This is a genomic window from Burkholderia sp. Bp8998 (assembly GCF_003854235.1).
Lineage (GTDB): Bacteria > Pseudomonadota > Gammaproteobacteria > Burkholderiales > Burkholderiaceae > Burkholderia.
Window position 1 is genome coordinate 292,482 of the sequence record NZ_QTQF01000001.1, and the last position, 25,361, is coordinate 317,842.

Sequence of the window (25,361 nt, forward strand, 5' to 3'; positions counted from 1 at the left end):
CCTAAAGGATGCCTGTGCCGATGACGTTAAGACGGGCACGGGGATGACCGTCGATCGCATGCCTGCGACATGCGACGCGGTCCGCAACAACCAGCGCAGCAGGGGAATCAACTTGAATCGTCAGCAATCGTGGACGCGTACGGCCGCGCCCGGCGAAATCATCTATTCGGAGGGCTTCGCCGGGGAGCCCGTCATCTTCCTGATCGCCGACGGCAAGGTCGAGCTGTCGACGCGCTGCGACGACAAGCGCGTCGTCGTCGCGACGCTCGGGCGCGGCGAATTCTTCGGCGAATCCGCGCTGCTCGCGTCCGAGCCGCGCGCGCATACCGCGAAGGCGCTGTCGTTCTGTCAGCTCACGGTCGTGCCGGCCGCGCTGCTCGACGAGGAAATCGAGCACGTGTCCGCGCTGCTGCGTCATATCGTGCGCACGATGATCCGGCGCGTGAAGCGCAAGGACGATCAGCTGGCGACCTACACGCATGCGGATTTCATGCCGGGCGTGCTGTCGTACGCGCATGTGCTGTCGCTGATCGCGGGCGCCGAGACGCGCGGCTCGGACGATGCGTGGTCGCGGCGGCCGATGCAGGCGCACGCGGCGGAAACGTCGGTGCCGCTCGCCGACGTGATCCGCCGCTGCCGCGCGATCGCCGGCCATTCGCGTCCGCACGTGCTCGCGATGCTGCGCCGCATGGAGAAGCTCAATCTCGTCACGATCGAAGCCGCGCAGGCCGACCATGCCGGCGGCGCGGCCGATTACTCGGCGTCGTCGGATGCGCGCCAGGTCGTCACGTTCGATGCCGCGCGCGTGGTCGATCGCGCGCAGCAGGTCGCCGATCACGATCTCGACGTGTCGATCAACAGCGAGCTGGAGCTGATCGAACTCGCCGATCTCGAGGCGCTGATCGGTGTCGACCGGAAACTCCTGCTCAACAAGCTGTCGCACGGCGAGATCGCGGAAGAGGTGTTCGCGTTCCGCAAGTCGAAGGTGCTCGGTTATGTCGAGCAGCAGGGTGTCGCCTATTTTTCGCGGCGCAACCGACGCGCTGGCGGCGACGTGCACGCGCTCGAGGATATCGTGGGGGTCGACCAGCGCACGCTGTTCGACGTGATCAGTGCGTTCGACACGTACGATCTCGCGAAGCTGATCGCGAGCCTCGACGATCGCGCGGTGGCCGACAAGCTGTTCTCCGTGATGACGGAGGCGCGGCGCAACGAGGTGTCGTGGGTGATGCGCCGCGAGCTGAAGCTCGATCCGCTCGAGATCGAGGAGATCGAGCGGCGCGTGCTGGATGCCGTTCGCGCAGCCAAGGCGCCGGTCGCAAGCGCGGCCTCCGTGCCGCTCGCTTCATCCGACGCGTAACCCGACGGAGACGCATATGGACCTGTTGACCCTGGCCGGCGTGCTGCTCGGCGGCGTGGCGATCGTGTTCGGCTTCGCGCTGGAAGGCGGGCATTTCTCGACGCTGTTCCAGTTCGAGGCGCTCGTGATCGTGCTCGGCGGCACGCTCGGTGCGGTGATGATCCAGAACACGTGGGCGCGATTCCTCGACGCGGTGAAGCAGTTGCGGCTCGCGTTCGTGCGCGCGCAGGAGGTCGACCGCAAGCACCTGACCGACCTGCTCGAATGGGGCGATCGCGCGAAGCTCGAAGGGCTGCTCGCATTCGAATCGATGGACGTGCGCGGCATTCATCCGTTCGCGCGACGCGGGCTCGAACTGCTCGCGAACGGCGTGTCGACCGCGGTGCTCGAGGACGCGCTGCAGCGCGATCTCGACGGGTACGAGCGCAGCCGTCTGGCGGCCGCGCGCGTGTGGCAGCAGGCCGGCGGCTATGCGCCGACGTTCGGCATCCTCGGCTCGGTGCTCGGGCTGGTGCAGGTGACGAGCCACATTCTCGAGCCGGCGCAGCTCGGCCCGGGCATCGCGGTCGCGTTCATCGCGACGCTTTACGGCCTGGCGTTCGCGAACCTCGTGTTTCTGCCGCTGTACGGCAAGCTGCGCGCGCAGATCGACAGCGAGCTGCGCTTTCGCAAGCTGTATCTCGACGGCTTGCTCGCGATCTCGCGCAAGGAGTCGCCGCATACGATCGAAACGCGGCTGACCGGCGACGTGCGCGGCCGCGCGGCCGAGTCGCTCGCATGACGCACCGGGAGCGCCGACATGACGGCTCGAACTGACGCGGCGCGGGCCGGCTCGGCCGCCGCCGATCGCGACGACGATGAAGCCGAGGGTACGCAGTCCGGACGCTGGCTGATTTCCTACGCGGACCTCATCACGACGCTGATGGTGCTGTTTCTCGCGCTGTACGTGCTGCAGCTCGCGAAATACAACGCGCTCGATGCGCGCTATCAGACGCTTGCAAGGCACGACAGCGGCATCGCGAGCAGCGGGGATGCCGTGCCTGACCGTGCGCCCGCCTGGCTGGCATCGCTCGACGCGCTGAAGTCGAATGGCCGCATCTCGCTCGTGCGCGCGCGGCACGGCATCGAGATCGGCATCGACGCGAAGATCCTGTTCAACGTCGGCGATGCGCGCCTGCTGTCCGACGCCGCGCCCGTGCTGACCCAGATCGGGCGGGCGCTGAGCGAGCATGCGACCGGCGATATCCTGGTCGAAGGGCATACCGACAACGTGCCGATCGCGAACGCGAAATACGAATCGAACTGGGAGCTTTCGTCCGCGCGGGCCGGCAGCGTCGTGCGCTATCTGGCCGAGCGGGGCGTCGCGCCGCACCGGCTCGCGGCGATCGGACGGGCCGACACGCAGCCGCTCGTCGCGGGCGACGATGCGGCGGCACGGGCGCGCAACCGGCGCGTGACGATCTTCGTCGCGTACTGATCGCGCGCGATGCATGCCTGCTGCAATGGGAAGCCGACGGCGAGCCCGATGCCGGCACGCGCAACGGGATCCGGCTGGCGAAGCGCGTGAAGGACGAGCAGAATGCAGCGCGGGTCGAGGGAAGTGCGGCGGCCGCGGATAGCCTGAGGCAGCAGGCGGCGGAACTGACGCGCCGGGTATCCGCGTTCAAGGTGGACGAATGAGGTCCGCGCGACGTTAGAATGACGCGCATCGGAAGGACGGCTGCGGCGAGCGCTCGGCAGCCGTTGGACTAGTCGGCGCGGGATTCGGTGACATCATAAAAATGAAGCGCAATTCAAGGTTGAAGATCGGGGTGGGGGCGGTGGTGCTCGCGGCGGTGATCGCCGCGGTCGGGGCGAAGGTGATCGCATCGCCGGCGGATTCGTATCTCGCCTATCGGAAGAAAGCGGCGGCTGCGGTCGTCGCGGCCCGGATGGAAGATCGGGCGAACCTCGACAGGCAGTACACGGCCGACGTCAATGCGCGGCTGGCGAAGCTGGTCGGCACGGTCAGGGCGAAAGGGTTTGCCGCGAACGCGGAGAGCACCGTGCAAAGCGTCGTCGCCGACGACGGGGCGCCGCCGGGGCCGGACGGGTTGGCCTTCAGATCGGGCGACGGCAAGACGAATCTCGTCGTGACGACCGTTGCGTTGCTGAAGGCATGGGCGCGCACGGCGGATGCGGGCATCAAGCCGACGGACGACGTTGCCGCGATGTTCGACAACGAAACGCTTTACACGCACGTCTTCGGCGACGACGCCGCGGCGTTTCGCTTCGCCGAGTTGCCCGTCAAGCGGCAGCCGGCCGACGGCGTGGTGAAGGCGTGGCTGCTGGGCGAAAGCCAGGACGGCGTACCGGATGGGCCGAACACGCTGGCCGTGTCGGTTCGGCAGGGCGAGCGGGTTTATATCCTGTGGAAGAACCTGACGCTTCGGCCGATCGCGGCGTGCAGCGCCGCGAGCGTGCCCGAGGCGGCGCGGCAGGCGTGTTTCGCCAGGCAAATGGTTTCCCAGCGGATTTATCCGCGGCTGATCGCGCAGGCGCAGTCGATGGCCGACGCCGTGGTTCGCTAGCGGACGGCCGCGGCGATCGATCGCGCGGTGCGATTCGCCGTCGATGGGGGTACGTGCGTTCGACGCCTGACAGGTAGCGACATCGCGTGTCGCCACCCGCCCGCATGTGGCCCGACAATCGAATTCAAGGCGATCGCAACGCCTGCAGTCCCAGCGTGAGTGCGTTGAACGGCATCTCCGCGGCCCCCATCGAGAAGCTCGTCGCGTTCGCGGCTGCCCCCGGCGTATGCATCAGCGCGTGGACGATCCGCTCGCTCGCATGGCCGTCGCCATAGGGATTGCTCGCGCGTGCCATTTCCTCATACGCGCACGCGTTGTCGAACAGCCGCGACGCCTCCCGGACGATTCGCTCCGAGTCCGTGCCGACGAGCCGTGCCGTGCCGGCCCGGATCGCTTCGGGTCGCTCGGTCGTGTCGCGCGTGACGAGCACCGGTTTGCCGAGCGCCGGCCCTTCCTCCTGGATGCCGCCCGAATCCGTGATGATGAAATGCGAGCGTGACATCAGGAATACGAAGGAAAGATATTCCTGGGGTTCGACCAGGTAAATGTTCGGTACGCTGCCGAGCAGCGCGCGCGCCGGCTCGCGCACGTTCGGATTCATGTGCAGCGGATAGACGAACTGCGCATCGCGGTAGCGGTTCGCGAGCGTGCGGAGCGCCTCGCAGAAATGCTGGAACGGCTCGCCGAAGCTCTCGCGGCGATGGCCGGTGATCAGCACGACGCGCCGCGACGGATCGAGGAACGGGAACTGGGCGGCGACCTGGTCGTTGAGCGCGGTATTGTGGTCGAGCATCCGTTTGACGTCGTGCAGCGCGTCGATCACGGTGTTGCCGGTCATCACGACCCCGTCCACCGGCACGCCTTCGCTGAACAGGTTGTCGCGCGCCTGGCTGGTCGGCGCGAAATGCCACGACGACACCGCGTCGGTCACGCGGCGATTCAATTCCTCCGGCCACGGCGACCAGATGTCGCCGCTGCGCAAGCCTGCCTCCACGTGTCCGACCGGCAGATAGCGGTAGAACGCGGCCAGGCTGACGGCCAGCGTCGTCGTCGTATCGCCGTGCACCAGGACGACGTCCGGACGCAAGTCGTCGAAGACCGCCCCGATCGCCTGAAGAATGCCGGTCGTCACGTCGGTCAGCGTCTGACTCTGTCGCATCAGATTGAGATCGTAGTCGGGCTTGATGTCGAACAACGTGAGGACCTGGTCGAGCATTTCCCGATGCTGGGCCGTGACGCATACCCTGGCGTCGACATCCTTGCGCGCCTTCAGTGCGCGGACGAGCGGCGCCATCTTGATGGCTTCCGGCCGAGTCCCGAACACAAGCAAGATCTTTTTCATCGTGAGCCTCGTTGAACATCTTTGGCCGGAAGAACCCGGCACCTGGCACCAAGCCTGTATGCAGGCGATTCGCCCCGTACCCGCATGCGTCACGCCGGCCGCGCGACATGCAGCGGGGTGGCGGGGCGATCGCACCGCTTTTTGTCCGCGTGGTTCCCGCCCACGCGATCGTCGGCCAGACTGCGTAGTCGCCGCATTGCGGCGCACCCGCACTGGTTCCTGTCTTCGATAGAGCAATATTCAAACCAGCGGCCCTGCGACCGGGCTCGCTGCGCTCCGCACATGCGGATCGCCATGGAACGTTTCACAATTGCTACGAACACGGCAGCGGCGCACTGCCGCGACGCAGAGGGACGTCCGACAATCCGCACCATCGATCCGGTCACGTCGTTCGAAGCATGGCGACGGGTGTCGCGCGCGCTGTCGATCGAATCGCATGAGCCGTTCCAGTCGCCTTGAACCGTTTCGATATGCGAATTTGTACGAGTGCGATGAGCGGGACGTCGTCGATCCTCCGGTTCCGATTCCGCACGGAGGATGTTCCGGATGCATCGTGTTGCGCATCGTCCGGTTCGGCTGGTGTGAAATGTTGCGCATCTGTAACGCATGTCCGGGACAGGCTGGCCATATCTGCGCGTCGGCCAGTCGATGCGCGCCGCGATGGGCATGCGTCCGTGCCGAACAGGGGCCATGCAGTCCGCCGCGTGGGGGTGGGCGAACACTGATACGCCGATGAATCAAAAATACGCGATTCGTGCACGGGGTGGGGCGATCGTGTACTCGCGGGCCGTTGCAGCACGGGGCGAGGCGATCCATGGCTCACCACTTGCTTGTTTCAGGAGGACAGGCGTGTCCCCATGCGTTTGAACGACGACGGAGGGACGGGATGCATAGTTCCGATTCCGAGCCAGGTTCATCAGCGCCAAGGTGCACTGAGCCATACCGTCGACACGTTCCCCGGGCGCGACGCGGCCAACGCCGCGCCCGGCGACGATTGCGCAGGACGACCGCGCAGGAGCCTCCGATCATGAACCGGCCCGCGCTTTTCCCGGCCGCACGCACATGCGTGGCGGCGACCGTCAGGTCGTGCCATGCGTGGCGGGTTGCCTGCTGCGTCGGCGCATGCTGCTCCGTGCTGCACGCGGGCGCCGCGGAACTCAAGCTCAACGGGCTGTATCAACGCCCGGACGGCGCGATCACGGTGCGCCTGAACGGCGCCGGCATCGATCCTTATTTCGCTGCGAAGGCCTTGCTTGCCGCTGCCGACACCCAGATGGACGCCCGTCACGCGGCACGCGCGTGGATCGCGTGGGCGTTGCCGCGCCAGCGTCCGGATGGCGGCTTCGACCGCTACTGTGTGAAGGGCGGACAGATCAACCCGTGCGCGGAAGCCGACGCGGACGACGCGATGATGGCGACCTGGACCGAACTGCTCGCACGCTTTGCGCCATCCGACGGGATGCCGGCCGCATGGGAACTCAGCCTGAACCGGGCGGGCGCGCACCTCGATACGTTGCTCGACAAGGCGAGCGGCGTCTATCAGATCTCGTCGTCGCTGCACGTCGCGCTGCTGATGGACAACGTCGAGGTGCACAGCGCGTTTCAGGCGCTCGCTGCGTATTACGTGCGCCGGGCCGACTACGCGCATGCGAGGCCGTGGAGCCAGCGCGCCGACCGGCTGTCGTCGGCGATCGTGAAGGTGTTCTGGCGCGGCTCGCAATCCGGCTTTCGCGCGAGCACGCAGAGGATCAACGACACGAGCTTCTACCCGGCGAAAGTCGCGCAGATCTTCCCGATCCTGTCGGGCATACAGGTGCCGGAACAGTCGAACGAGACGACCTATGCGCAGTGGATGCAGAAATACGGCAAGACCTGGATGCAGCTCGCCGGCTCCGATTTTCCGTGGGGGCTGATCGCGCTGGTCGCATTCAGGATGAACGACTGGAGCACTGTCGCCTGCTGGTATGCCCGCTCGGGCCCATACCGTCACGGCACGCACTGGAACGTACTGGAGGAGTCGCTTTACCTGGCATTCGAAAGCCGGATGGCCGGTCCGCGCGAACCCGCTCAATGCGGCGTCACGACGGCGGCGGCAACGGTGACCGGCTCGCGCTGACGCAACGGCGCGCGGTTCATGGCTGAACAAACGGAAGGAGACGTGTCATGTGTGGCATCGTCGGCGCGGTCGCGCAACGGAACATCGTTCCGATTCTGATTGAGGGTTTGCGGCGCCTCGAATATCGCGGCTACGATTCATGCGGGGTCGCGACCGTCGTCGACGGCCAGGCGCGCCGCGAGCGCAGTGTGTCGCGCGTCGCCGATCTCGACGCGCACGTGCGCAGCGCCGGGCTGTCCGGCAGCACCGGCATCGCGCACACTCGCTGGGCGACGCATGGCGCGCCCGCAACCTGCAACGCGCATCCGATTTTCTCGCGCGACGAAATCGCGCTCGTGCACAACGGCATCATCGAGAATCACGAGACGTTGCGCCGGCAACTGTCTGACGAGGATTACAAGTTCGACGGGCAGACCGACACCGAGGTCGTCGCCCACCTGATTCACAGCAAGTACCGCGGCGACCTGCTCGCCGCCGTGCGCGATGCGACGTCGCAGCTGCACGGCGCCTACGCGATCGCGGTGTTCAGCAAGCACGAGCCGCAGCGGTTGATCGGCGCGCGGGCGGGCTCGCCGCTCGTCGTCGGCCTGAAGGACGACGAATGCTTTCTCGCGTCCGACGCGCTTGCGCTCGCGGGTATCACCGATCGCTTCATCTTTCTCGAGGAAGGCGACATCGTCGAGCTGACGCCGGGCGGCGTGCGGATCCTCGAACGCGGCGGCACGCCGGTCGATCGCCCGATCCAGACCGTCTCGTCGACCCAGGGCACGGTCGAGCTCGGGCCGTACCGGCATTTCATGCAGAAGGAAATTTTCGAGCAACCGCAGGCCGTGGCGGCGACCATCCCCGATGCGGGGCTGTTCGATCCGGCGACGTTCGGCCCGGATGCCGCACGGGCGTTCGAGCAGATCGACAACGTGCTGATCCTCGCGTGCGGCACCAGCCACTATTCCGGCCTGACCGCCCGCCGCTGGCTCGAGACGATCGCACGCCTGCCCGCGCAGGTCGAGATCGCGAGCGAATACCGCTACAGCGATGCGCTCGCGCTGCCGAACACGCTGGTGGTCAGCGTGTCGCAATCGGGCGAGACCGCCGACACGCTCGCCGCGCTCAAGTACGCGCAGGCGCTCGGTCATATCGATACGCTGGCGATCTGCAACGTGCCGACCAGCGCGATGATGCGCCAGACCGGCCTGCGGTTCCTGACGCGGGCGGGCCCGGAAATCGGCGTCGCGTCGACCAAGGCGTTCACGACGCAGCTCGTCGCGCTGTTCATTCTCGCGGTGACGCTCGGCCGGCTGCGCGGCTACGTCGACGACGCGCAGCTCGCGCGCTATACGACGCAACTGCGGCGGCTACCCGGCGCGCTCGAGGACGTACTCTCACTGGAGCCGCAGATCGAGCGCTGGGCGGCGGAATTCTCGCGGCACGAGAATGCGCTGTTTCTCGGGCGCGGGCTGCATTACCCGATCGCGCTCGAAGGGGCGCTGAAGCTCAAGGAGATTTCGTATATTCACGCGGAAGCGTATCCCGCGGGCGAGCTGAAGCACGGGCCGCTCGCGCTCGTGACCCACGCGATGCCGGTCGCGACGATCGCGCCGAACGATGCGCTGCTCGAAAAGCTCAAGTCGAACATGCAGGAAGTGCGCGCGCGGGGCGGGCAACTGTATGTATTCGCCGATGCCGATACCCGGATCGACAACGGCGAAGGCGTGTCGGTGCTGCGGATGCCCGATTACTACGGGCTGCTGTCGCCGATCCTGCACGTCGTGCCGTTGCAGCTGCTCGCGTATCACGCCGCGTGCCTGCGCGGCGCGGATATCGACAAGCCGCGGAACCTGGCGAAATCGGTGACGGTGGAGTGACGGCAAGGGGGCGGTCGACGGGATCCGGCCGCCCCGGTGCGATTGGGGGTGGCCGGTCGCGGGTGGCCGGCCGACCCGCGCACGCGGTCAACGCGAGCCCGCCCGGGCCTTCACGAGCTTTCCTCGCTGCAGTACGTACGCGACGCTTTCGCCTGCCCCCGCGACGATGCCGATATCGACGAGCGGATTCCCGTCGAGCACGACGACGTCCGCGATCGCGCCTGCGGCGATCACACCCAGTTGCCCCGGCATGTTGACGATCTCGGCCGCCACCGTCGTCGCCGACCGGAGCGCTTCGAGATTGCCCAGCACGTCGGCCCGGATCCGGAATTCCCCGCACTGAAACGCATGCATTTCGCCGAGCAGGTCGGATCCGAAGCCCATCTTCACACCGGCGTTCGCATAGATTTCCAGCGACTCGCGTCCTTTCTGCTGCACGGCAGCCACCTTGGCCACCGAATCCGCCGGCATCCCGAACTGCGCACCGTGTTGGGCAAGCGCGTCGTACGTGACGAGCGTTGGCACGACGAACGCGCCGCGCTCATGCATGAGCTTCGCCGCCGCCTCGTCGACGAGATTGCCGTGCTCGATGGTCCGCACGCCGCATCGCACCGCGCGTGCGATCGCGCGCCCCGTGTAGGCATGCGCCATCACGTAGGTATTCGCGGCGTCGGCTTCATCGACGATCGCGCGGATCTCGTCTTCCGAATACTGCGTATTCGCGATCGGGTCGGTCGGCGAAGCGACCCCGCCCGACGCCATGATCTTGATCTGCGTCGCGCCTTTCTGGATCTCTTCACGCACCGCGAGCCGCACGCCGTCGACGCCGTCGACGACACGGGCGATCGCCCCGGTGCGAAAGCAGCATGAACAGGGCTCCAGCAGATCCCCGCGCGGCCGGAAATCGCCGTGGCCGCCAGTTTGCGACAACGCCTTCCCGGACGGAAAGATGCGCGGCCCCGGAACCAGCCCGGTCTCGACCGCCTGCATCAGGCTCCAGTCCGCGCCGCCGGCGTCCCGCACGCTGGTAAAGCCGCGCGCCAGCATCGCATCGAGAATCGGCAACGCGCGAATGGCCGCGAGGATGTTCGGTTGCGTCGCGTTGGCGCCCAGGTTCGCATTCGACGCGAGCACGTGGACGTGGCAATCGATGAACCCCGGCATCACGGTCTTGCCGCGCACGTCGATCACCCGTGCATTCGGAAAATCAACCGGCCGATCGGTGACTTCGACGATGCGCTCGCCGTCGATCACGACGTGATGATGGTCGAGCAGCACGCCCCGTTCGAGGTCGAGCACGTTGCCGCCCTGAAGCACGGTAATGGTCATGGGGAAATATCCTTATCGGGTCGTTGACGCGTTGCGCCGCGCGTCCTTCACGAAGCGCGTGCCGACGAGGCTGACCGCGGCCGCGATCGTCACGTAGAGCGCGGGCGCCATGTTGCTGCCCGTGCGGGCGATGAGCCACGTCATGAGGAACGGCGCGAACCCGCCGAAGATCGTGACCGCGAAGTTGTACGCGACGGACAATCCGGTCGACAGTACCTTGGTCGGAAACAGCTCGGCGAACGCCGCGAGAATCGGCCCGGTATAGGTCGCGATCAGCATGCCGAACAGCGCCTGGAACACGATCAGCGACGTGAAGCCGGGCGCGTGGTTGATCCACGCGAACATCGGCCACGCGAGCACCAGGATCGCGAGCGCCGAACCGGACAGGAACACGCGCCGGCCCCACGCGTCGGCGAGCTTGCCGACGATCGGCGAGCAGCACATGATCATCAGCCCGCCGACCATGCCGGCCGCGAAGCCGGTCGACTGCGGCAGGTGCAGCGTACGCACCGAATAGGTCGGCATGTAGAACAGCAGCACGTATGTGCAGACCGTCCACAGGATCACCATCGAGAAGCTTGCGAACGTCTCGCGCGGGTAGGCGGACAGTACTTCCTTCAGCGGCGAGCTCTCCTTCACCTGCGCCTCGACGGCGCTGAACGCGGGCGTTTCGTCGAGATGGCTGCGGATGAAATAGCCGACCGGCCCGACGACGATGCCGAGCAGGAACGGTACTCGCCAGCCCCAGGTGTGCAGCGCCTGCGCGTCGAGCGACGTCGTGACGAACGTGCCCGTCGCGGCACCGAGCAGCACCGCGAAGCCGATGCTCGACTGGATCCAGCTTGAGTAGTACGCGCGCTTCTCCGGCGGCGCGTATTCGGTGAGGAAGGCGGTTGCGCCGCCCATTTCGCCGCCGGCGGAGAAGCCTTGCAGCAGCCGCGCGACGACGATCAGCAGCGGCGCGGCGACGCCGGCCTGCTCGTAGGTCGGCGCAAGCCCGATCAGCGCGGTGCCGAACGCCATCAACAGGATCGTCAGCGACAGCGCGGCCTTGCGCCCGACCTTGTCCGCGTATACGCCGAGCACGATGCCGCCCACCGGCCGCATGAAGAAGCCGACGCCGAACGTCGCGACGGTGAGCAGCACCGACGTCAGTTCGTTGCCAGTCGGGAAGAACAGCTTCGCGATGATCACCGCGAAGAAGCTGTAGACGGTGAAGTCGAACCATTCGAGGCCGTTGCCGATCACGGTCGCGACGATGGCGCGGCGGCGCTGCTGCGTGGCCGCATCGACGGAACGCGCGGCGCGCGGGGAAAGCGTTCCTTGCATGGTCTCTTCCTTTGTCAGAGGACGGGACGGGTGTCCCGCGTGAACCCCATGCTAAGGACAACCGGTTTTTTTTCTGAAACGAAAGATTTGCATGCACGCATGCGCACAGCGCATGCATCGCGTTTACGGCGCGGTGTGCTGGTCCGCCTGCTCGAACAGCCAGCGCGAGAACAGCCGCGCCGCCTGGTTCTGCGCGCGGTCGTTCGGCGCGATCACGTAGTAGCCGCCGCCGTGGCTCGCGGACGCCTCCGTCACGCGCACGAGCAGGCCGGCCTCGATGCATGCGTCGATCATGTAGCGCCAGCCGAGCGACACGCCCTGGCCGAGGATGGTCATCTGCACGATCTGCGGATACGAGTTGATCGTGATGTCCTGCGGCTGCGCCTTCTGCCGGTCGACGTCGTTCATGTCGAACCATTCGGACCACGACATCCATTGGCGCTGGCCGTCCTCGAGGCGCAGCAGCGTCTCGTTCGCGAGGTCGGCCGCGCCCAGCGTGCGGCCGGCCAGGTAGCCCGGCGCGCAGACGGGGAAGACTTCCTCGTCGAACAGGCGGCGCGCCGTGTATTCGGCCGGCGCCTGCTGGCGCACGTAGTAGACGCCGACGTCGAATTCCGCCGGCGACATCGACGCCAGGCCGTCGCGTACGATCAGGCGCAGCTTGATGTTCGGATACGCGGCGCGGAACGCCGGCAGGCGCGGCGTGAGCCACAGCAGCGCGACCCCGGACGAGCAGGCGATCGTCAGTTCGAGATCGCCGTACGGCTTCATCACGTCGTGCGTGGCTTCCGCGCATTGCGTGAGCAGGTGATGAACCTGCGCCGCGTATTGCTCGCCGGCGATCGTCAGCCGCAACGAGCGGTGTTCGCGGACGAACAGCGAGCGGCCGAGGAATTCCTCCAGCTGCTGGATCTGGCGGCTGATCGCGCTTTGCGTCAGGTGCAGTTCGGTGGCGGCCTTGGTGAAGCTCGCATGCCGCACGGCGGCTTCGAACGCGACGAGGCACTGAAGGGGCGGCAGGGGTGTGATGCGCATGGCGGGCGTAAAGGTCGAGGTCGCTGCCGACATGATACGGGCGGACGAGCCCGAAATCGCATGCCGGAAAAGGCACTGCCGGCTGGCCGTATTCATGCGAAGATTGACCGACATTCCACCCGCATTCCATCGAGACCGTCGTGATCCGATCGAACCCCGAGTGCAACCCGCCAGCCTGCCATCCGCCGTGGATGCCCGTCGCACTGGCCGAACTGGGCATTCGCCGCTTCCCGCCCGGCAGCATCAATCCGCGCATCGTCGAATACAACGACCACACGAACCTCGTCGGCTACGACGACAAGATCTCGTGGTGCTCGTCGTTCGTCAACTGGTGCATGGCGCATGCCGGCATCCGCGGCACGGGGTCGGCGCTCGCGCGTTCGTGGCTCGAATGGGGGCGGCCGCTGGCGCGTCCGGAGTACGGCTGCATCGCGATCCTGACGCGCGACGACCCCGCGAGCTGGAAGGGGCACGTCGGGTTCTATCTGCGTCACGACGACGACCACGTGCACCTGTTCGGCGGCAATCAGCTGGAAGAGGTGCGCGAACTTGCATATCCGCTGAGCGAGGTGATCGGATACCGCTGGCCCGACGCCGGATGACCGGGCCGTACGCGGGCGCCCTGTACCACGGACCACGGAGCCGGCGTCGCATGGTGGCCGCAGTCAGTCCTTCGCGGCAGCGATGGCCACGGCCTCCGTCCCGCCCGCCGCGTCGTTCCGGCTCCACCCGCCCCCGAGCGACCGATACAACGCGACCGCCGCCAGCGCATGCTCGCGCTTGACCTGATTGAGCGCATCCGAATCCCGCAGATACACCTCCTGCGCCGACAGCACGTCGAGAAAATCCGTCGCACCGCCCTTGTAGAGCTGGTTCGCCAGCCCGAGCGCCTTGTCCGACGCCGCGAGCGCGCTGTCGAGCCGCCGCGTCGCTTCATCGCTGCTGACGAGGTTCGTGCGCGCATCCTCGACTTCCCGCAGCGCCTGCAGCATCGTCTGCCGCAACCCGAGTTCCGACTCGCGCATCCGGCTTTCGCTCTGGGTGATGTCGGCCGTGATCCGCCCCGCGTTGAAGATCGGGCTCGTCGCACTCAACGCCGCGCTGAACAGGTTGTCGGTCAGCGTCGGCAACCCGAGGTACGACGCGGCCAGAATCCCGTCCGTCAGGTTCAGCGAGAACTTCGGATACCGCTCGGCCTTCGCGACACCGACCTGCGCCGCGCGCCGCTCGACCTGCGCGTAAGCGGTCAGCACGTCCGGCCGCCGCAGCAGCGCCTGCGAGGGCAGCGTGGCGGGCGATCCGGCCGGCGGCGCCGGAATCGCGCCGGCCTGCGCGAGCACGAGCCGGTCGACCGACTCGGGCGTGCGCCCCGAATACACGGCGATCAAGTTGAGCTGATGCGCGATCTGCGCCTGCGTCGGCGGAATCCGCGCTTCGAGCGCATCGAGCTGGTTCTGTGCGCGCGTGACGTCGAGTTCCGTCGACAGCCCGAACGCCTGCCGCTTGCGCGTGAGTTCGAGCGCGTGCTGACGGATTGCCGCGTTGTCCTGCAGGATCTTCAGCTCCTGCTGCGCCCAGCGCAGGTCGACATAGGCGGAGGCCGCATCGGCCGCGAGCGCGAGCCGCATCGCGTCCTCCGCATGCTGTTGCCCGACCAGCTCGGCCTGCGCGGCCAGCAGGTCGAGCCGTTCGCCGCCGAACACGTCCGGCGACCAGCTCAGCGCGAGCCCCGCGCCGGCCTGCCGCACATAGCCGAGCGGCGGCGGCGTGTTCTGGCGCGCGTCGGCCGCATGCGCGGTCGCGTCGAGTTCGGGCAGCAGCACCGCGCGCTTCTGCACGGTCAGCGCCTGCGCCTGCTTCACGCGTTCGGCGGCGGCCTGCAGATCGAGGTTGCCGTCGAGCACGGTCGCGATCAGCCGGTCGAGCACGGGATCGTGGAACTGCGCCCACCAAGCGGCGGCGTCGATGTCCGCGCGCGGCACATCGGTGTCCCATGCGGCCGGCGCGAGCGATTGAACGGCATCGTGCAGCGCGGGATGTTGCGCGGGCTGCACCGCGCAGCCGGCGGCGAGCGCGCTGACGGCGAGGGCGACGAGTAGCTTTTTCATGACGAGGGTCTCAGTGCGCGTCGGGCGGCGGCGCGTTCAGGGTGATGGGACGGGAAAACGCGACGGCGATCAGCGCGACGACGAAGCACAGCGACAGTGCGTAGTACGCATCCGCGTAGGTCAGCGTCAACGCTTCGCGATAGATCAGGCGATGCAGGTTCGCGAGGCCGGCCTGCGCGGTATCCAGCGTGTTGCCGGCCACCGAGGTCCAGTACGCGGCCTGGCGGTCGAGCAGCGACGCGATCTGCGGCTCGCCGGCGCTCACATGCTCGTTCAGGCGCAGGTAGTGGAAGTTCAGCCGGTCGTTGAGCATCGTCGCGCTGACCGCGATGCCGATCGCACCGCCGAGGTTGCGCATCAGGTTGAACAGGCCGCTCGCCGATTTCAGCCGCGACTGCGGTAGCGAGCCGAGCGCCATCGTCACGATCGGCGGCACGCTGAACTGCTGGCCGATGCCGCGCAGCGCCTGCGGCAGCAGCAGTTCCCGCCAGCCCCAGTCGTGCGTGATCGGCGTGTACAGGTAGCAGCCGAGCCCGAAGCAGATGAGCCCGAACACGAGCAGCGCACGCATGCTGAAGTAGCGCGCGGCGAATGCATACGCGCACAGCGCGAGCAGCTGGAACGCGCCGACCGACAGCAGCGCGATGCCGATCTGCAGCGAACTGAAGGCGCGCACCTGGGCAAGAAACAGCGGCGTGAGGAACACCGTCACGAAGATCCCGATGCCCGTCACGAACGACAGCAGGCTGCCGATCCCGAAGTTGCGCACGGCGAGCGCGCGCAGGTCGACGATCGGATCCTCGGCGGTCAGTGCGTGCACGATGAACAGGAAGCCGCAGATGCCGGAGATCCACGCGCAGATGACGATCGCGTCGTCGCTGAACCAGTTCTTGCGCGGGCCTTCCTCCAGCACGTATTCGAGGCAGCCGAGGAAGCCCGACATCAGCGCGATGCCGAGATAGTCGCCGCGCTTGATGAGGCTCAGGTCCGGTTCGTCGATGTGCACGTAGCGCGGCACCAGCGCGGCCACCGCGATGCCCGGCACGAGGTTCAGGTAGAACAGCCAGTGCCACGACCATTGATCGGTGATCCAGCCGCCGATCACCGGCCCGATCGCCGGCGCGAGCGACGCCAGCGCGCCGATCGTCGTCGACGCGATCAGCCGCTGCTTGCCCGGGAACAGCACGAACGCGGTCGTGAACACGGTCGGGATCATCGCGGCGCCGAGCGCGCCCTGCAGCCCGCGGAACAGGATCATCGAGTTGATGTCCCACGCGAGCCCGCACAGCATGCTCGTGATCGTGAAGCCGACGGCCGACGCGACGAACAGCCAGCGCGTCGACATCACCTTCGACAGCCAGCCCGACATCGGGATCACGATGATCTCGGCGATCAGGTAGGCCGTCTGCACCCACGACAGTTCGTCCTGGCTGGCGGACAGGCCGCCGCCGATGTCGCGCAGCGACGACGCGACGATCTGGATGTCGAGCGTCGCCATGAAGAAGCCGACGCACATCAGTGCGAACGCGAAGACGCGCTGCTTCGTCGGTTGCGACGCGGGGTCGCCGGAAAACGCGGTGGTCATCGTCGGCTCCCGTTCAGTTTGCGTGGTCGGTATGCACGATCACGACCGCGGAGAGACCCGGGCGCAGCACGTGCTCGATGCCCGGCTGCGGATCGAGCTGCACGCGCACCGGCACGCGCTGCACGATCTTCGTGAAGTTGCCGGTCGCGTTTTCGGGCGGCAGCACGCTGAAGGTTGCGCCGGTCGCGGGCGCCAGGCTGTCGACGCGGCCATGCAGGCGCGTGCTCGACGCATCGAGCGCGACGTCGACGCGATCGCCCGCATGCATCTTGCGCAGCTGGTCCTCCTTGAAGTTCGCGTCGATCCACAGCCCCGACGCGGGTACGACCGTCAGCAGCGGCACGCCGACGTTTGCGAGCATCCCGACGCGGCCCGTGCGGTTGCCGACGTAACCGTCGACCGGCGAGCGGATCGTCGTGTACTCGACGTTGAGCGCCGCGACGCGTTGCGCGGCAAGTGCCGTGTTCACGCGGGCCCGCGCATCGGCGAGCTGCGCGCCGAGCACGTCGAGCTGCCGCTTCGATGCAAGCAAAGCAGCGTCGCTGCGCGCGACGGCCGCATCCGCCTTCGAATAGTCGGCGTCCGCGCGTTCGACGATCTGGTTCGACACCGCATCGGATTTCACGAGCTCGCGGTAGCGCACGCGGTCGGACGACGCACGCGTGAGTTCGGCCGACGATGCATTCCGGTCCGCCGCATGCTGGCCGATCACCGCGTATTGAAGTTGCTGCTTCGCTTCGAGTTCGGCCACCGCGGAGCGCGCGCTGTCGACTTCGGCACTCGCCTGCGCGAGCTTCGCGTCGTAGTCGCGCGCATCGAGCTGCACGAGCACGTCGCCGGCCTTCACGGGTTGGTTGTCGGTCACGAGAATCCTGTCGACGAAACCGTTCACCTTCGGCGCGAGCACCGTGACGTCGCCGCCGACATACGCATCGTCGGTGCTTTCCTGGAAGCGCAGCACGAACAGCCAGTCGAGCGCCGCGGCCGCGACCGCGACGACCACGGCGGCCACCGCGATCCGCATCCACGGCACGCGGCGCTGCTTTGCCGGCCGGTCGATTGTGGCTGCCTCGCGGGAGGCAGCGGCTTGGGTCGTTTCCATCGATTCACCTATGTATATGCACTATTTGAAACGACCGACGATGCGTCGCCGATCGGGGAACCTAGCGTTCCGGCAGGTCGTGCGTGATCCGGAACAATTCGTCTCTGAGGCGGGCCGCCCGGGCCGGCCCGAACCGCTGCTCGAACGCTTCCTGGGCGGCGAGCCAGTGCACATGCGCGTCGGCGACCTTCGTTTCGCCGTGCGCGGTCAGCGCGAACGTCTGGCGGCGGCAACGCGCCTCGATCCGGCCGGTGACCAGGGCCGCACCGACCAGCGGCTTGAGCGCGCGCAACAGCGCCGTGCGCTCGATCACCAGCACCGTCGACAGCGTCGCCATGGTCAGGCCTGGGTGCTCCCGCAGCAGCGCGAGGATGCTGTACTGCGACGGCGTGACGCCCGCGCGCGACAGGTAGCGCTCATAGAACTGCGAGATTCGCCGGGCGGCTTGCCGGACCGCGAAGCAATCGTCATCGGTAAGCGTGGTCTTGTGCATGTGCACATGTTAGGCGGCAGGGCGGCCTGAAGCGAGGGGCGGGGCAGGATCAGATTGGTGTCGCGGCTGTACCAATCGGCGGCCGAACGGCGCGTTTTCGCGCCGGATCAGGCCGCGGCCGGAACAATCCGGCCTTCGCGGTCGCAGTACGCGGCCGTGTAGTCGATGAACGCCTTGACCTTCGCGGGCAGCAGTGCGCGGTTTGCGTAGGCGAGCTTGATTTCCACGAACGCGTCGACGAGGTCGGCGCCTTCGAGCAGCTGCACGAGCGTGCCTGACGCGAGTTCGGTTTCGACGAGCGTTCTCGGCACGACGCCGATGCCGAAGTCGTGCATCACCATTTCGCGGTTGAAGACGGGGCTGTTCGACGAGATGTCGAAGCTCAGCGGCACGGTCAGCGTGTCGCCGTCGACGCGGAACGACAGAGCGGGCCGGCGCAGCGACGGCGACATCGGCACGAACGCATGACCGGCGAGTTCGGCCGGTGTCTCGGGACGCGGATGCGTACGCAGATACGCGGGCGTCGCGACGATCACCACCGGAATGCGTTCGACGAGCCGCACGACGGTCGTCTCGCTCGTCAGCATGTACGGCACGACGATGCCGATGTCATAGCCTTCGCCAACGAGATCGACCGGGCGCTCGGTCAGCGTGACGTCGAGGCGCACCTGCGGATGCGCGGCCTTGAAGCCTGCGATCAGCGGCACGAGCCGGTTCAGCGCGGCTGTCGTGTGCGCAACGAGGCGCAGCAGTCCCTCGGGCTCGCGCGTATGCGACTGTGCCTGCGCTTCCAGCGCATCGAGTTCGTCGAGCACGGCCGCGCAGCGTTCGTAGATGCGCTCGGCGGTTTCGGTCAGCGAGACCTGGCGGGTGGTCCGGTGCAGCAGGCGGCTGCCGAAGCGCGCCTCCAGATCCGCGACCGCCCGCGACACGACCGGCCGCGCGAGGCCGTGCATGTCGGCGGCGCGCGTGAAGCTGCGCGTTTCCACCACCGATCGGAAGATCCGCAGCTTGTCGATGTAGTCCATGTTCGTCTCCTCGAGGCGATGGCGAGGCGCCCGATGCACACGGCCGGCCCGGCCATGTTACGGCGGAGTGTACATTGACTTTATGCATATGCACATATAAATTGCCGGTCATGAACGATATCCCGATGACCCAAGCCTGCAATTGCCTCGCGCTGCGTCAGGCGGCGCGCTTCGTCACGCAACTCTACGAGCGGCATCTGGCCCCGGTCGGCGTCACGCCCGCGCAGTTCTCGATCATGGCGAACCTGTCGCACCGGCCCGGCCTGGTGATGAGCGAGCTTGCCGATCGGCTGGTGATGGATCGCACGACGCTGTTGCGCGCACTGAAGCCGCTGCAGCGCGACGGATTCGTCGCCGCGGCCGCGTCCGAGCATGACGCGCGCGCGCATGCGCTCAGCCTGACGAAGCTCGGCGAGCGGACCTACGCGCAGGCGAAAGTCGAGTGGCAGGCCGCGCAGGACGAGTTCGAGACGCAGTTCGGCCGCGGCCGGGCCAAGGCGCTGCGCGACGAACTGTTCAGCCTGACGGCGCAGCGATAGGGGCAACGCGCGGTAGTATGACAAAAGCGATCCGGATCCACCGGACGAGACACGAGGAGCACCCCCCATGCTGCAGTTGAGCGAGCGCGACGACGCGATGTTGCGCGGCGCATTCGGCGACGGCGTCGCGCGCGCGATGCGGATCGTCGCGCGAACCGCCGAGGTCATGTCGGCGCCGCACCTGATCGACATCACGTCCGCGCATATCGACGGCTGTCTTTACCACGGCCAGACCAGCCTCGACTTCGTCGAGTATTTCGTCGACACCGGCGCGCGGGTCGCGGTGCCGACCACCCTGAACGTCGGGTCGCTCGACCTGATCCATCCCGAGCTGTATCACGGTGATCGCACGATCCAGCGCGATGCGCAACGCCTGATGGATGCGCACCTGCAGCTCGGCTGCGAATCGAGCTTCACGTGCGCGCCGTATCAGCTGAAGCATCGTCCGCGCGTCGGCGAGCAGATCGCATGGGCCGAATCCAATGCGATCGTGTTCGCCAATTCGGTGCTTGGTGCGCGCACCAGCCGCTACGGCGACTTTCTCGACCTGGCCGCCGCGATCACCGGGCGTGCGCCGTATGCGGGGCTGCATGTCGAATCGAATCGCGCGGCGCGGATCGTGTTCAACGCACCGGATTTCGGCCACCGTCCGTCGCGCGACATCCATTTCGCGGCGCTCGGTTTGCTGATCGGCAGGATCGCCGGCGCGACCGTGCCGGCGATCGTCGGACTGCCCGCGGACACCACCGAAGACGAACTCAAGGCGCTCGGCGCGGCCGCCGCATCGAGCGGGGCGGTCGCGCTGTTCCATGCGGTGGGCGTCACGCCCGAGGCGCCGACGCTCGACGCCGCGTTGCACGGGCAGGCGGCGCAGCGAACGGTCGACGTCGCGATGGCCGATCTCGACGCGATCCGCCGCACGCTGAATCATGGTGCGGACGGCGATGCGCTCGTCGCGGTCGCGCTCGGCACGCCGCATTTCTCGCTGGCCGAATTCCGCACGCTCGACGCGCTGCTCGATCGGTTCGACGGCAAGCCGAAGTGCGATTTCTACGTGAATACGAGCCGCTTCATCCTGTGGGAGCTGGGTGAGCTCGGGCTTGCCGGCAAGTTCGACGCGCGCGGCATCCAGATCGTCGTCGACACCTGCACGTACATCACGCCGGTGATGAAGCAGTTGTCGGGTCTGGTGATGACCAACTCGGGGAAGTGGGCGTCGTATGCGCCCGCGAACATCGGTGTCACGGTGGCGTACGGCAGCATGCGCGAGTGCGTGCGCTCCGCGTTCGAAGGAAAGGTGCGATTCGATGACTGACGCAACGATCGGGAATCTGACGGGCGACACGCTCGTGCCGGGCAGCGCATGCGCAACGACGATCGTGCTCGACAAGCCGCTCAGCTTCTGGGGCGGCTACGACTCGGGCGCGGGGCGGATCGTCGATCGCGGGCATCCGCAGGCGGGCGCGAGCCTGGCCGGCCGGATCATGGTGATGCCGCATGCGAAGGGCTCGAGTTCGAGCAGCAGCGTGCTCGCGGAAGCGGTGCGCAACGGCACCGGGCCGGTCGGGATCGTGCTGAAGGAGCGCGACCTGATCGTCTCGATCGGTGCGATCGTCGCCGCCGAACTGTATGCGATCGCGGTGCCGGTGGTGTGCGTGACGGACGACGTGTATGACGCGATCGTCGCCGCGACCGGCGAGGTGCGGATCGAGGCGGGCGAGGGCGATGGCGGTGCGCGGATTGATATCGGCGGCTGACCTGCCGGCTTACTCTCGCGCTGTTGCCGCCGCCGCTTCCCGGTACGCACTCGGCGTCTGCCCGGCCCAGCGCCGGAACGCCCGCGTGAAATTCGCCGGGTCGGTGAATTGCAGCCGCTCGGCGATCGTCTTCAGGTCGAGGTCCGACGCGGCGAGCAACTGCTTCGCGTCGCGAAACCGCGCTTCGTCGAGCAGTTGCCGATATCTCGATCCGGCCTCCTCGAGCCGGCGCCGCAACGTGCGGGGCGACACGAGCAGCGCGTCGGCGAGCGCGTCCGGGCTCGAATAGTCGCCGGCCGTGCGCGCGAGTTCCGCGCGCACGCGCTCGACGAGATCGCCTTCGTCCTGACGCACCTGCGCATACTCGCGCTCGACTTGCACGAGCGCCTGCCGGTGCGCGACTTCGTCGGCGAGCGGCAGCGGCCAGTCGAGCACGTCGCGCGCGATCCACAGCGCATTCGCCGGGCAGCCGAATTCGACCGGCGGCAACGGGTCGCGATAGCGCGCGAAATAACCGGGCTCGGGCCACGTGAAGCGCAGCGCAATCGGCGGCGACGCGCGCCCGGACCACTGCGAGATGTTCTGCGCGAGCCCCGTCAGCACGAACTCGAACATCACGTGATGCTGCAGCACGGGGCTCGCCTGCACGCCGTGCAACTCGAGCGTCGCGCCGTGCTCGTCCTCCGCATAGGTCAGACGATATTGGCGATTGCGCATCCGGAAGTAGCGCTGCGTGACGACCAGCGCGTCGCGGATGTCCCGCGCGGTCAGCGTCGCGTAGCCGAGGAAGCCGTGCACGGTCGGCTTCAACAGCAGCCCGAACGCGAGCCCGATGCCCGGATCGCCGCCGATCTCGATCGCGTTGAGCACCAGCCGGCCCCATTGCGACGGCGCGACGCGCGCGTCCGGTTCGGCCAACACCGCATCGCGCAGCCCGGTGCCCGCGCGCACGGCGGCAAGATCGACGCCGCGCGCGGCCAGCGCCTGCAGCAGCAGGCGCGTATAGGCGACCGGAATCGTCGGCCGGCGTAGCCCGAGGTGGTCCTTGCGTGACGTGGAGGTCATGTCGATTTGGCCGGAAATGACAAGCATTATGGCTGTTTGCCCCCTCACGTTCAAGGCGGCGCGCGGCCTACGATGGCATTCATCGCCTAACCGCAGAACGATCATGACGACGACCTTTCCCCACCTGCTCGCGCCGCTCGACCTCGGCTTCACCACGCTGAAGAATCGCGTGCTGATGGGCTCGATGCACACGGGCCTCGAGGACAGCCGCAAGACGCTGCCGCGCCTTGCCGACTATTTCGCCGAGCGTGCGCGCGGCGGCGTCGGCCTGATCGTGACCGGCGGCTTCGCGCCGAACGTGGCCGGCTGGACCAAGCCGTTCGGCGGCACGCTGATGACGTCGGCCGGCGCGCGGCGGCATCGCGTGATCACCGACGCCGTGCATGCGGACGACGGCAAGATCGCGCTGCAGATCCTGCATACCGGCCGCTACGGCTATCACCCGTTCGCGGTCGCGCCGTCGAAGATCAAGTCGCCGATCTCGCCGTTCGCGCCGCACGAACTCAGCGCGCGCGGCGTCGAGCGTCAGATCCGCGCGTTCGTCCGCTGCGCGCAGCTCGCGCGCGAGGCCGGTTACGACGGCGTCGAGATCATGGGCTCCGAGGGCTACCTGATCAACCAGTTCATCTCGATGCACACGAACAGGCGCACCGACCAGTGGGGCGGTTCGTACGAGAACCGGATCCGCCTGCCGATCGAGATCATCGAGCGCACGCGCGAAGCGGTCGGGCGCGATTTCATCCTGATCTATCGGCTGTCGATGCTCGACCTGATTCCCGACGGCAGCGACTGGAGCGAGACCGTGCAGCTCGCGAAGGCCGTCGAGCGCGCGGGTGCGACCATCATCAACACGGGGATCGGCTGGCACGAGGCGCGCATACCGACGATCGCGACGTCGGTGCCGCGCGGCGCGTTCGCATGGGTGACGAAGAAGATGAAGGGCGAGGTCGGCATCCCGCTCGTGACGACCAACCGGATCAACCGGCCCGAAGTGGCCGAGCAGATTCTCGCGGACGGATGCGCGGACATGGTGTCGATGGCGCGCCCGCTGCTCGCCGACGCCGAGTTCGTCGTCAAGGCCGCGCAGGGTCGCGCCGACGAGATCAACACCTGCATCGGCTGCAACCAGGCGTGTCTCGATCACGCGTTCAAGAACGAGATCGCTTCGTGCCTGCTGAACCCGCGCGCCTGCCATGAAACAGAGCTGACCTATGCGCGCGTGCCGCAGCCGAAGCGCATCGCGGTGGTCGGCGCGGGGCCGGCCGGGCTTGCGTGCTCGACCGTGCTCGCGCAGCGCGGGCACCACGTCGACCTGTTCGACGCGGCGTCGGAGATCGGCGGCCAGTTCAACATGGCGAAGCGGATTCCGGGCAAGGAGGAGTTCGACGAAGCGCTGCGTTACTTCGGCCGGCAGGTCGAGCTGACCGGTGTGAACCTGCACCTGAACCGTCGCGTCGACGCAAGCGACCTGATCGCGGGCGGCTACGACGAGATCGTGCTCGCGACCGGCGTGGCGCCGCGCGACCCGAAGATTCCCGGCCAGGACGGGCCGAACGTGCTCAGCTATATCGACGTGCTCGCCGGCAGGCGGCCGGTCGGCCGGCGTGTCGCGGTGGTCGGCGCCGGCGGCATCGGCTTCGATGTCGCCGAATATCTGGTGCAGGACGGCGAGTCGCCGACGCTCGATCTGGAAGAGTGGAAAGCGGAGTGGGGCGTGACCGATCCGGCCGTGACGCGTGGCGGCGTGACGCGCGCACAGGTCGCCGCGCCGGCGCGCGAAGTGACGCTGCTGCAGCGCAAGGCGGCGCCGCTCGGCAAGGGGCTCGGCAAGACGACCGGCTGGATTCACCGCGCGACGCTGAAGATGAAGCAGGTGAAGATGATCGGTGGCGTGAACTACGAACTCATCGATGTGCGCGGGCTGCACGTGTCGTACGGCGAACAGCGTACCGATCACGAACTGATCGAAGCCGACACGATCGTGCTGTGCACGGGGCAGGAACCGCAGCGCGCGCTGCTCGCGCCGCTGCAGGCGGCCGGACGCTCGGTGCACCTGATCGGCGGCGCGGACCTGGCGGCCGAACTCGATGCGAAGCGTGCAATCGATCAGGGCTCGCGGCTCGCGGCGCGGTTGTGACGGGCAGCCGTGTCGGCTTTCGACACGGCGTGCGTCGCGCGGCGGTGGCTTGCCTGCGCGACGAAGCCTGACTTTCGGGTCGATGATTCGGCATCCGGCGCACGCGGGCAGCGCGGAGCGGATGTGCAGCGTCGCCATGCAACGCGGCGACGCGATTCCGGCACAACGACATCCGCGAGCGGCCGGCGTACGTCAGGCCGCTTCGGCCCGCTCTTCCTCTTCCGCTTCCAGCATCGCCTTGACGATCAGGTAGACGGCCGGCAGGTCGTCGTCGTCGCGACGCCAGTCGACCAGCTCCTCGACGTCCGCGGCGACCAGCCGGCTGTCGCGCAGGCGGATGAACGCGTCGACGACCGTCGGATCGTTGCGGCTCAGGAAACCGGTATTCGAGAACGCGAGTTCCTCGACGTTCAGCAGCGCCTCCCAGCTCATCGTGCGCACCGCGGCCGGATGGGTGCGGCGTCGCAGGCCGAGCGCGCGTTGGGCAGGGCCGCCGACGACACGCTGCAGGTCGACGACCGCCCGCTGCGCGGCACGCTCGAAGTGGACGGGGTTGAAGCCGGGTTGCTCGGGATCGAATGCGGATGACTGGAACATGGTC

22 protein-coding genes and 1 pseudogene are annotated in these 25,361 nt (G+C 67.5%); 12 read left to right on the top strand and 11 right to left on the bottom strand.

The genetic code is table 11. The annotated features are described in order from the left end of the window. The first annotated feature begins 112 nt into the window (after nt 1–112). The 5 genes and pseudogenes from DIE06_RS01320 to DIE06_RS01335 all read left to right on the top strand — a co-directional run bounded on the left by DIE06_RS01320 (nt 113) and on the right by DIE06_RS01335 (nt 3,930). Entirely contained in the window at nt 113–1,360 is a 1,248-nt protein-coding gene (locus DIE06_RS01320) for a cyclic nucleotide-binding domain-containing protein (protein ID WP_124659809.1), read from the top strand. A 16-nt stretch (nt 1,361–1,376) separates the two neighbouring features. Beyond that, entirely contained in the window at nt 1,377–2,141 is a 765-nt protein-coding gene (locus DIE06_RS01325) for a flagellar motor protein (protein WP_124659810.1), read from the top strand. An 18-nt stretch (nt 2,142–2,159) separates the two neighbouring features. Then, nucleotides 2,160–2,837, top strand: a complete 678-nt coding sequence (locus tag DIE06_RS01330; protein ID WP_124659811.1) for an OmpA family protein — start codon at nt 2,160–2,162, stop codon at nt 2,835–2,837. Between the two features lie 95 nt (nt 2,838–2,932). Then, nucleotides 2,933–3,040: pseudogene (locus tag DIE06_RS39510) on the top strand (methyl-accepting chemotaxis protein); the annotation flags it as partial. A 101-nt stretch (nt 3,041–3,141) separates the two neighbouring features. Then, nucleotides 3,142–3,930 (top strand): hypothetical protein, encoded by a 789-nt coding sequence (locus DIE06_RS01335; protein ID WP_124659812.1) that lies wholly within the window; start codon nt 3,142–3,144, stop codon nt 3,928–3,930. Nucleotides 3,931–4,054: 124 nt separating this feature from the next. Here DIE06_RS01335 and wecB read toward each other — a convergent pair whose 3' ends face one another. Further along, nucleotides 4,055–5,272 carry a non-hydrolyzing UDP-N-acetylglucosamine 2-epimerase gene (gene wecB / locus DIE06_RS01340; RefSeq protein WP_124659813.1) on the bottom strand — a complete coding sequence of 406 codons (1,218 nt, stop codon included), beginning with the start codon at nt 5,270–5,272 and terminating at the stop codon, nt 4,055–4,057. Between the two features lie 1,027 nt (nt 5,273–6,299). On the opposite strand from wecB, the gene DIE06_RS01345 reads away from it, so the two are divergent. Further along, nucleotides 6,300–7,388, top strand: coding sequence for a hypothetical protein (locus DIE06_RS01345; RefSeq protein ID WP_124659814.1), 1,089 nt, complete (start codon nt 6,300–6,302; stop codon nt 7,386–7,388). 47 nt (nt 7,389–7,435) lie between these two features. Continuing rightward, nucleotides 7,436–9,253, top strand: a complete 1,818-nt coding sequence (glmS, locus tag DIE06_RS01350; protein WP_124659815.1) for a glutamine--fructose-6-phosphate transaminase (isomerizing) — start codon at nt 7,436–7,438, stop codon at nt 9,251–9,253. An 87-nt stretch (nt 9,254–9,340) separates the two neighbouring features. Here the strand turns inward: glmS and DIE06_RS01355 are convergent, their stop codons facing one another. The 3 genes from DIE06_RS01355 to DIE06_RS01365 all read right to left on the bottom strand — a co-directional run bounded on the left by DIE06_RS01355 (nt 9,341) and on the right by DIE06_RS01365 (nt 12,946). Next, a complete protein-coding gene (locus DIE06_RS01355) occupies nt 9,341–10,582 on the bottom strand; it encodes an amidohydrolase family protein (RefSeq protein WP_124659816.1) in 1,242 nt (413 codons plus the stop codon). A 12-nt stretch (nt 10,583–10,594) separates the two neighbouring features. Further along, on the bottom strand, nt 10,595–11,911 hold the full coding sequence (locus tag DIE06_RS01360; protein WP_124659817.1) for an MFS transporter: 1,317 nt from the start codon (nt 11,909–11,911) through the stop codon (nt 10,595–10,597). Between the two features lie 123 nt (nt 11,912–12,034). After that, a complete protein-coding gene (locus DIE06_RS01365) occupies nt 12,035–12,946 on the bottom strand; it encodes a LysR substrate-binding domain-containing protein (RefSeq protein ID WP_124659818.1) in 912 nt (303 codons plus the stop codon). A gap of 191 nt (nt 12,947–13,137) precedes the next feature. Between DIE06_RS01365 and DIE06_RS01370 the strand changes: the two genes are divergently transcribed. Continuing rightward, nucleotides 13,138–13,548 (top strand): TIGR02594 family protein, encoded by a 411-nt coding sequence (locus tag DIE06_RS01370; RefSeq protein WP_124660045.1) that lies wholly within the window; start codon nt 13,138–13,140, stop codon nt 13,546–13,548. A gap of 63 nt (nt 13,549–13,611) precedes the next feature. Here the strand turns inward: DIE06_RS01370 and DIE06_RS01375 are convergent, their stop codons facing one another. The 5 genes from DIE06_RS01375 to DIE06_RS01395 all read right to left on the bottom strand — a co-directional run bounded on the left by DIE06_RS01375 (nt 13,612) and on the right by DIE06_RS01395 (nt 19,262). Beyond that, nucleotides 13,612–15,054 (bottom strand): efflux transporter outer membrane subunit, encoded by a 1,443-nt coding sequence (locus DIE06_RS01375; protein WP_124659819.1) that lies wholly within the window; start codon nt 15,052–15,054, stop codon nt 13,612–13,614. A 10-nt stretch (nt 15,055–15,064) separates the two neighbouring features. Further along, nucleotides 15,065–16,639: a DHA2 family efflux MFS transporter permease subunit gene (locus DIE06_RS01380; protein WP_124659820.1), complete on the bottom strand. Its 1,575-nt coding sequence runs from the start codon at nt 16,637–16,639 to the stop codon at nt 15,065–15,067. Between the two features lie 13 nt (nt 16,640–16,652). Then, on the bottom strand, nt 16,653–17,741 hold the full coding sequence (locus DIE06_RS01385) for an HlyD family secretion protein (protein ID WP_124659821.1): 1,089 nt from the start codon (nt 17,739–17,741) through the stop codon (nt 16,653–16,655). A 61-nt stretch (nt 17,742–17,802) separates the two neighbouring features. Further along, nucleotides 17,803–18,234 (bottom strand): MarR family winged helix-turn-helix transcriptional regulator, encoded by a 432-nt coding sequence (locus tag DIE06_RS01390; RefSeq protein WP_124659822.1) that lies wholly within the window; start codon nt 18,232–18,234, stop codon nt 17,803–17,805. Nucleotides 18,235–18,341: 107 nt separating this feature from the next. Then, the gene (locus DIE06_RS01395; RefSeq protein ID WP_124659823.1) at nt 18,342–19,262 is read right to left on the bottom strand and encodes a LysR family transcriptional regulator; all 921 of its coding nucleotides are present in this window, start codon (nt 19,260–19,262) and stop codon (nt 18,342–18,344) included. Between the two features lie 110 nt (nt 19,263–19,372). Here DIE06_RS01395 and DIE06_RS01400 point away from each other — a divergent pair, with 110 nt between their 5' ends. From DIE06_RS01400 to DIE06_RS01410, 3 genes are all read left to right on the top strand, one after another. Next, nucleotides 19,373–19,801 (top strand): MarR family winged helix-turn-helix transcriptional regulator, encoded by a 429-nt coding sequence (locus tag DIE06_RS01400; protein ID WP_124659824.1) that lies wholly within the window; start codon nt 19,373–19,375, stop codon nt 19,799–19,801. A 67-nt stretch (nt 19,802–19,868) separates the two neighbouring features. After that, entirely contained in the window at nt 19,869–21,116 is a 1,248-nt protein-coding gene (locus tag DIE06_RS01405) for an aconitase X (protein ID WP_124659825.1), read from the top strand. Then, nucleotides 21,109–21,558 (top strand): aconitase X swivel domain-containing protein, encoded by a 450-nt coding sequence (locus DIE06_RS01410; protein WP_124659826.1) that lies wholly within the window; start codon nt 21,109–21,111, stop codon nt 21,556–21,558. The genes DIE06_RS01405 and DIE06_RS01410 overlap by 8 nt, the downstream gene beginning before the upstream one ends. A 9-nt stretch (nt 21,559–21,567) precedes the next feature. Here DIE06_RS01410 and DIE06_RS01415 read toward each other — a convergent pair whose 3' ends face one another. After that, nucleotides 21,568–22,650 carry an AraC family transcriptional regulator gene (locus tag DIE06_RS01415; RefSeq protein ID WP_124659827.1) on the bottom strand — a complete coding sequence of 361 codons (1,083 nt, stop codon included), beginning with the start codon at nt 22,648–22,650 and terminating at the stop codon, nt 21,568–21,570. A 76-nt stretch (nt 22,651–22,726) separates the two neighbouring features. Between DIE06_RS01415 and DIE06_RS01420 the strand changes: the two genes are divergently transcribed. Next, the gene (locus DIE06_RS01420) at nt 22,727–24,760 is read left to right on the top strand and encodes an NADPH-dependent 2,4-dienoyl-CoA reductase (RefSeq protein ID WP_124659828.1); all 2,034 of its coding nucleotides are present in this window, start codon (nt 22,727–22,729) and stop codon (nt 24,758–24,760) included. 192 nt (nt 24,761–24,952) lie between these two features. Here the strand turns inward: DIE06_RS01420 and DIE06_RS01425 are convergent, their stop codons facing one another. Further along, a complete protein-coding gene (locus DIE06_RS01425) occupies nt 24,953–25,357 on the bottom strand; it encodes a DUF2471 family protein (RefSeq protein WP_124659829.1) in 405 nt (134 codons plus the stop codon). Nucleotides 25,358–25,361: the final 4 nt, after the last annotated feature.

Bases quoted from the DNA above. Each gene is read 5' to 3' on its own strand.
- DIE06_RS01325 (WP_124659810.1), top strand. From the start codon at position 1,377: ATGGACCTGTTGACCCTGGCCGGCGTGCTGCTCGGCGGCGTGGCGATC.
- DIE06_RS01330 (WP_124659811.1), top strand. From the start codon at position 2,160: ATGACGGCTCGAACTGACGCGGCGCGGGCCGGCTCGGCCGCCGCCGAT.
- DIE06_RS01335 (WP_124659812.1), top strand. From the start codon at position 3,142: ATGAAGCGCAATTCAAGGTTGAAGATCGGGGTGGGGGCGGTGGTGCTC.
- wecB (WP_124659813.1), bottom strand. From the start codon at position 5,272: ATGAAAAAGATCTTGCTTGTGTTCGGGACTCGGCCGGAAGCCATCAAG.
- DIE06_RS01345 (WP_124659814.1), top strand. From the start codon at position 6,300: ATGAACCGGCCCGCGCTTTTCCCGGCCGCACGCACATGCGTGGCGGCG.
- glmS (WP_124659815.1), top strand. From the start codon at position 7,436: ATGTGTGGCATCGTCGGCGCGGTCGCGCAACGGAACATCGTTCCGATT.
- DIE06_RS01355 (WP_124659816.1), bottom strand. From the start codon at position 10,582: ATGACCATTACCGTGCTTCAGGGCGGCAACGTGCTCGACCTCGAACGG.
- DIE06_RS01360 (WP_124659817.1), bottom strand. From the start codon at position 11,911: ATGCAAGGAACGCTTTCCCCGCGCGCCGCGCGTTCCGTCGATGCGGCC.
- DIE06_RS01365 (WP_124659818.1), bottom strand. From the start codon at position 12,946: ATGCGCATCACACCCCTGCCGCCCCTTCAGTGCCTCGTCGCGTTCGAA.
- DIE06_RS01370 (WP_124660045.1), top strand. From the start codon at position 13,138: ATGCCCGTCGCACTGGCCGAACTGGGCATTCGCCGCTTCCCGCCCGGC.
- DIE06_RS01375 (WP_124659819.1), bottom strand. From the start codon at position 15,054: ATGAAAAAGCTACTCGTCGCCCTCGCCGTCAGCGCGCTCGCCGCCGGC.
- DIE06_RS01380 (WP_124659820.1), bottom strand. From the start codon at position 16,639: ATGACCACCGCGTTTTCCGGCGACCCCGCGTCGCAACCGACGAAGCAG.
- DIE06_RS01385 (WP_124659821.1), bottom strand. From the start codon at position 17,741: ATGGAAACGACCCAAGCCGCTGCCTCCCGCGAGGCAGCCACAATCGAC.
- DIE06_RS01390 (WP_124659822.1), bottom strand. From the start codon at position 18,234: ATGCACAAGACCACGCTTACCGATGACGATTGCTTCGCGGTCCGGCAA.
- DIE06_RS01395 (WP_124659823.1), bottom strand. From the start codon at position 19,262: ATGGACTACATCGACAAGCTGCGGATCTTCCGATCGGTGGTGGAAACG.
- DIE06_RS01400 (WP_124659824.1), top strand. From the start codon at position 19,373: ATGAACGATATCCCGATGACCCAAGCCTGCAATTGCCTCGCGCTGCGT.
- DIE06_RS01405 (WP_124659825.1), top strand. From the start codon at position 19,869: ATGCTGCAGTTGAGCGAGCGCGACGACGCGATGTTGCGCGGCGCATTC.
- DIE06_RS01410 (WP_124659826.1), top strand. From the start codon at position 21,109: ATGACTGACGCAACGATCGGGAATCTGACGGGCGACACGCTCGTGCCG.
- DIE06_RS01415 (WP_124659827.1), bottom strand. From the start codon at position 22,650: ATGCTTGTCATTTCCGGCCAAATCGACATGACCTCCACGTCACGCAAG.
- DIE06_RS01420 (WP_124659828.1), top strand. From the start codon at position 22,727: ATGACGACGACCTTTCCCCACCTGCTCGCGCCGCTCGACCTCGGCTTC.
- DIE06_RS01425 (WP_124659829.1), bottom strand. From the start codon at position 25,357: ATGTTCCAGTCATCCGCATTCGATCCCGAGCAACCCGGCTTCAACCCC.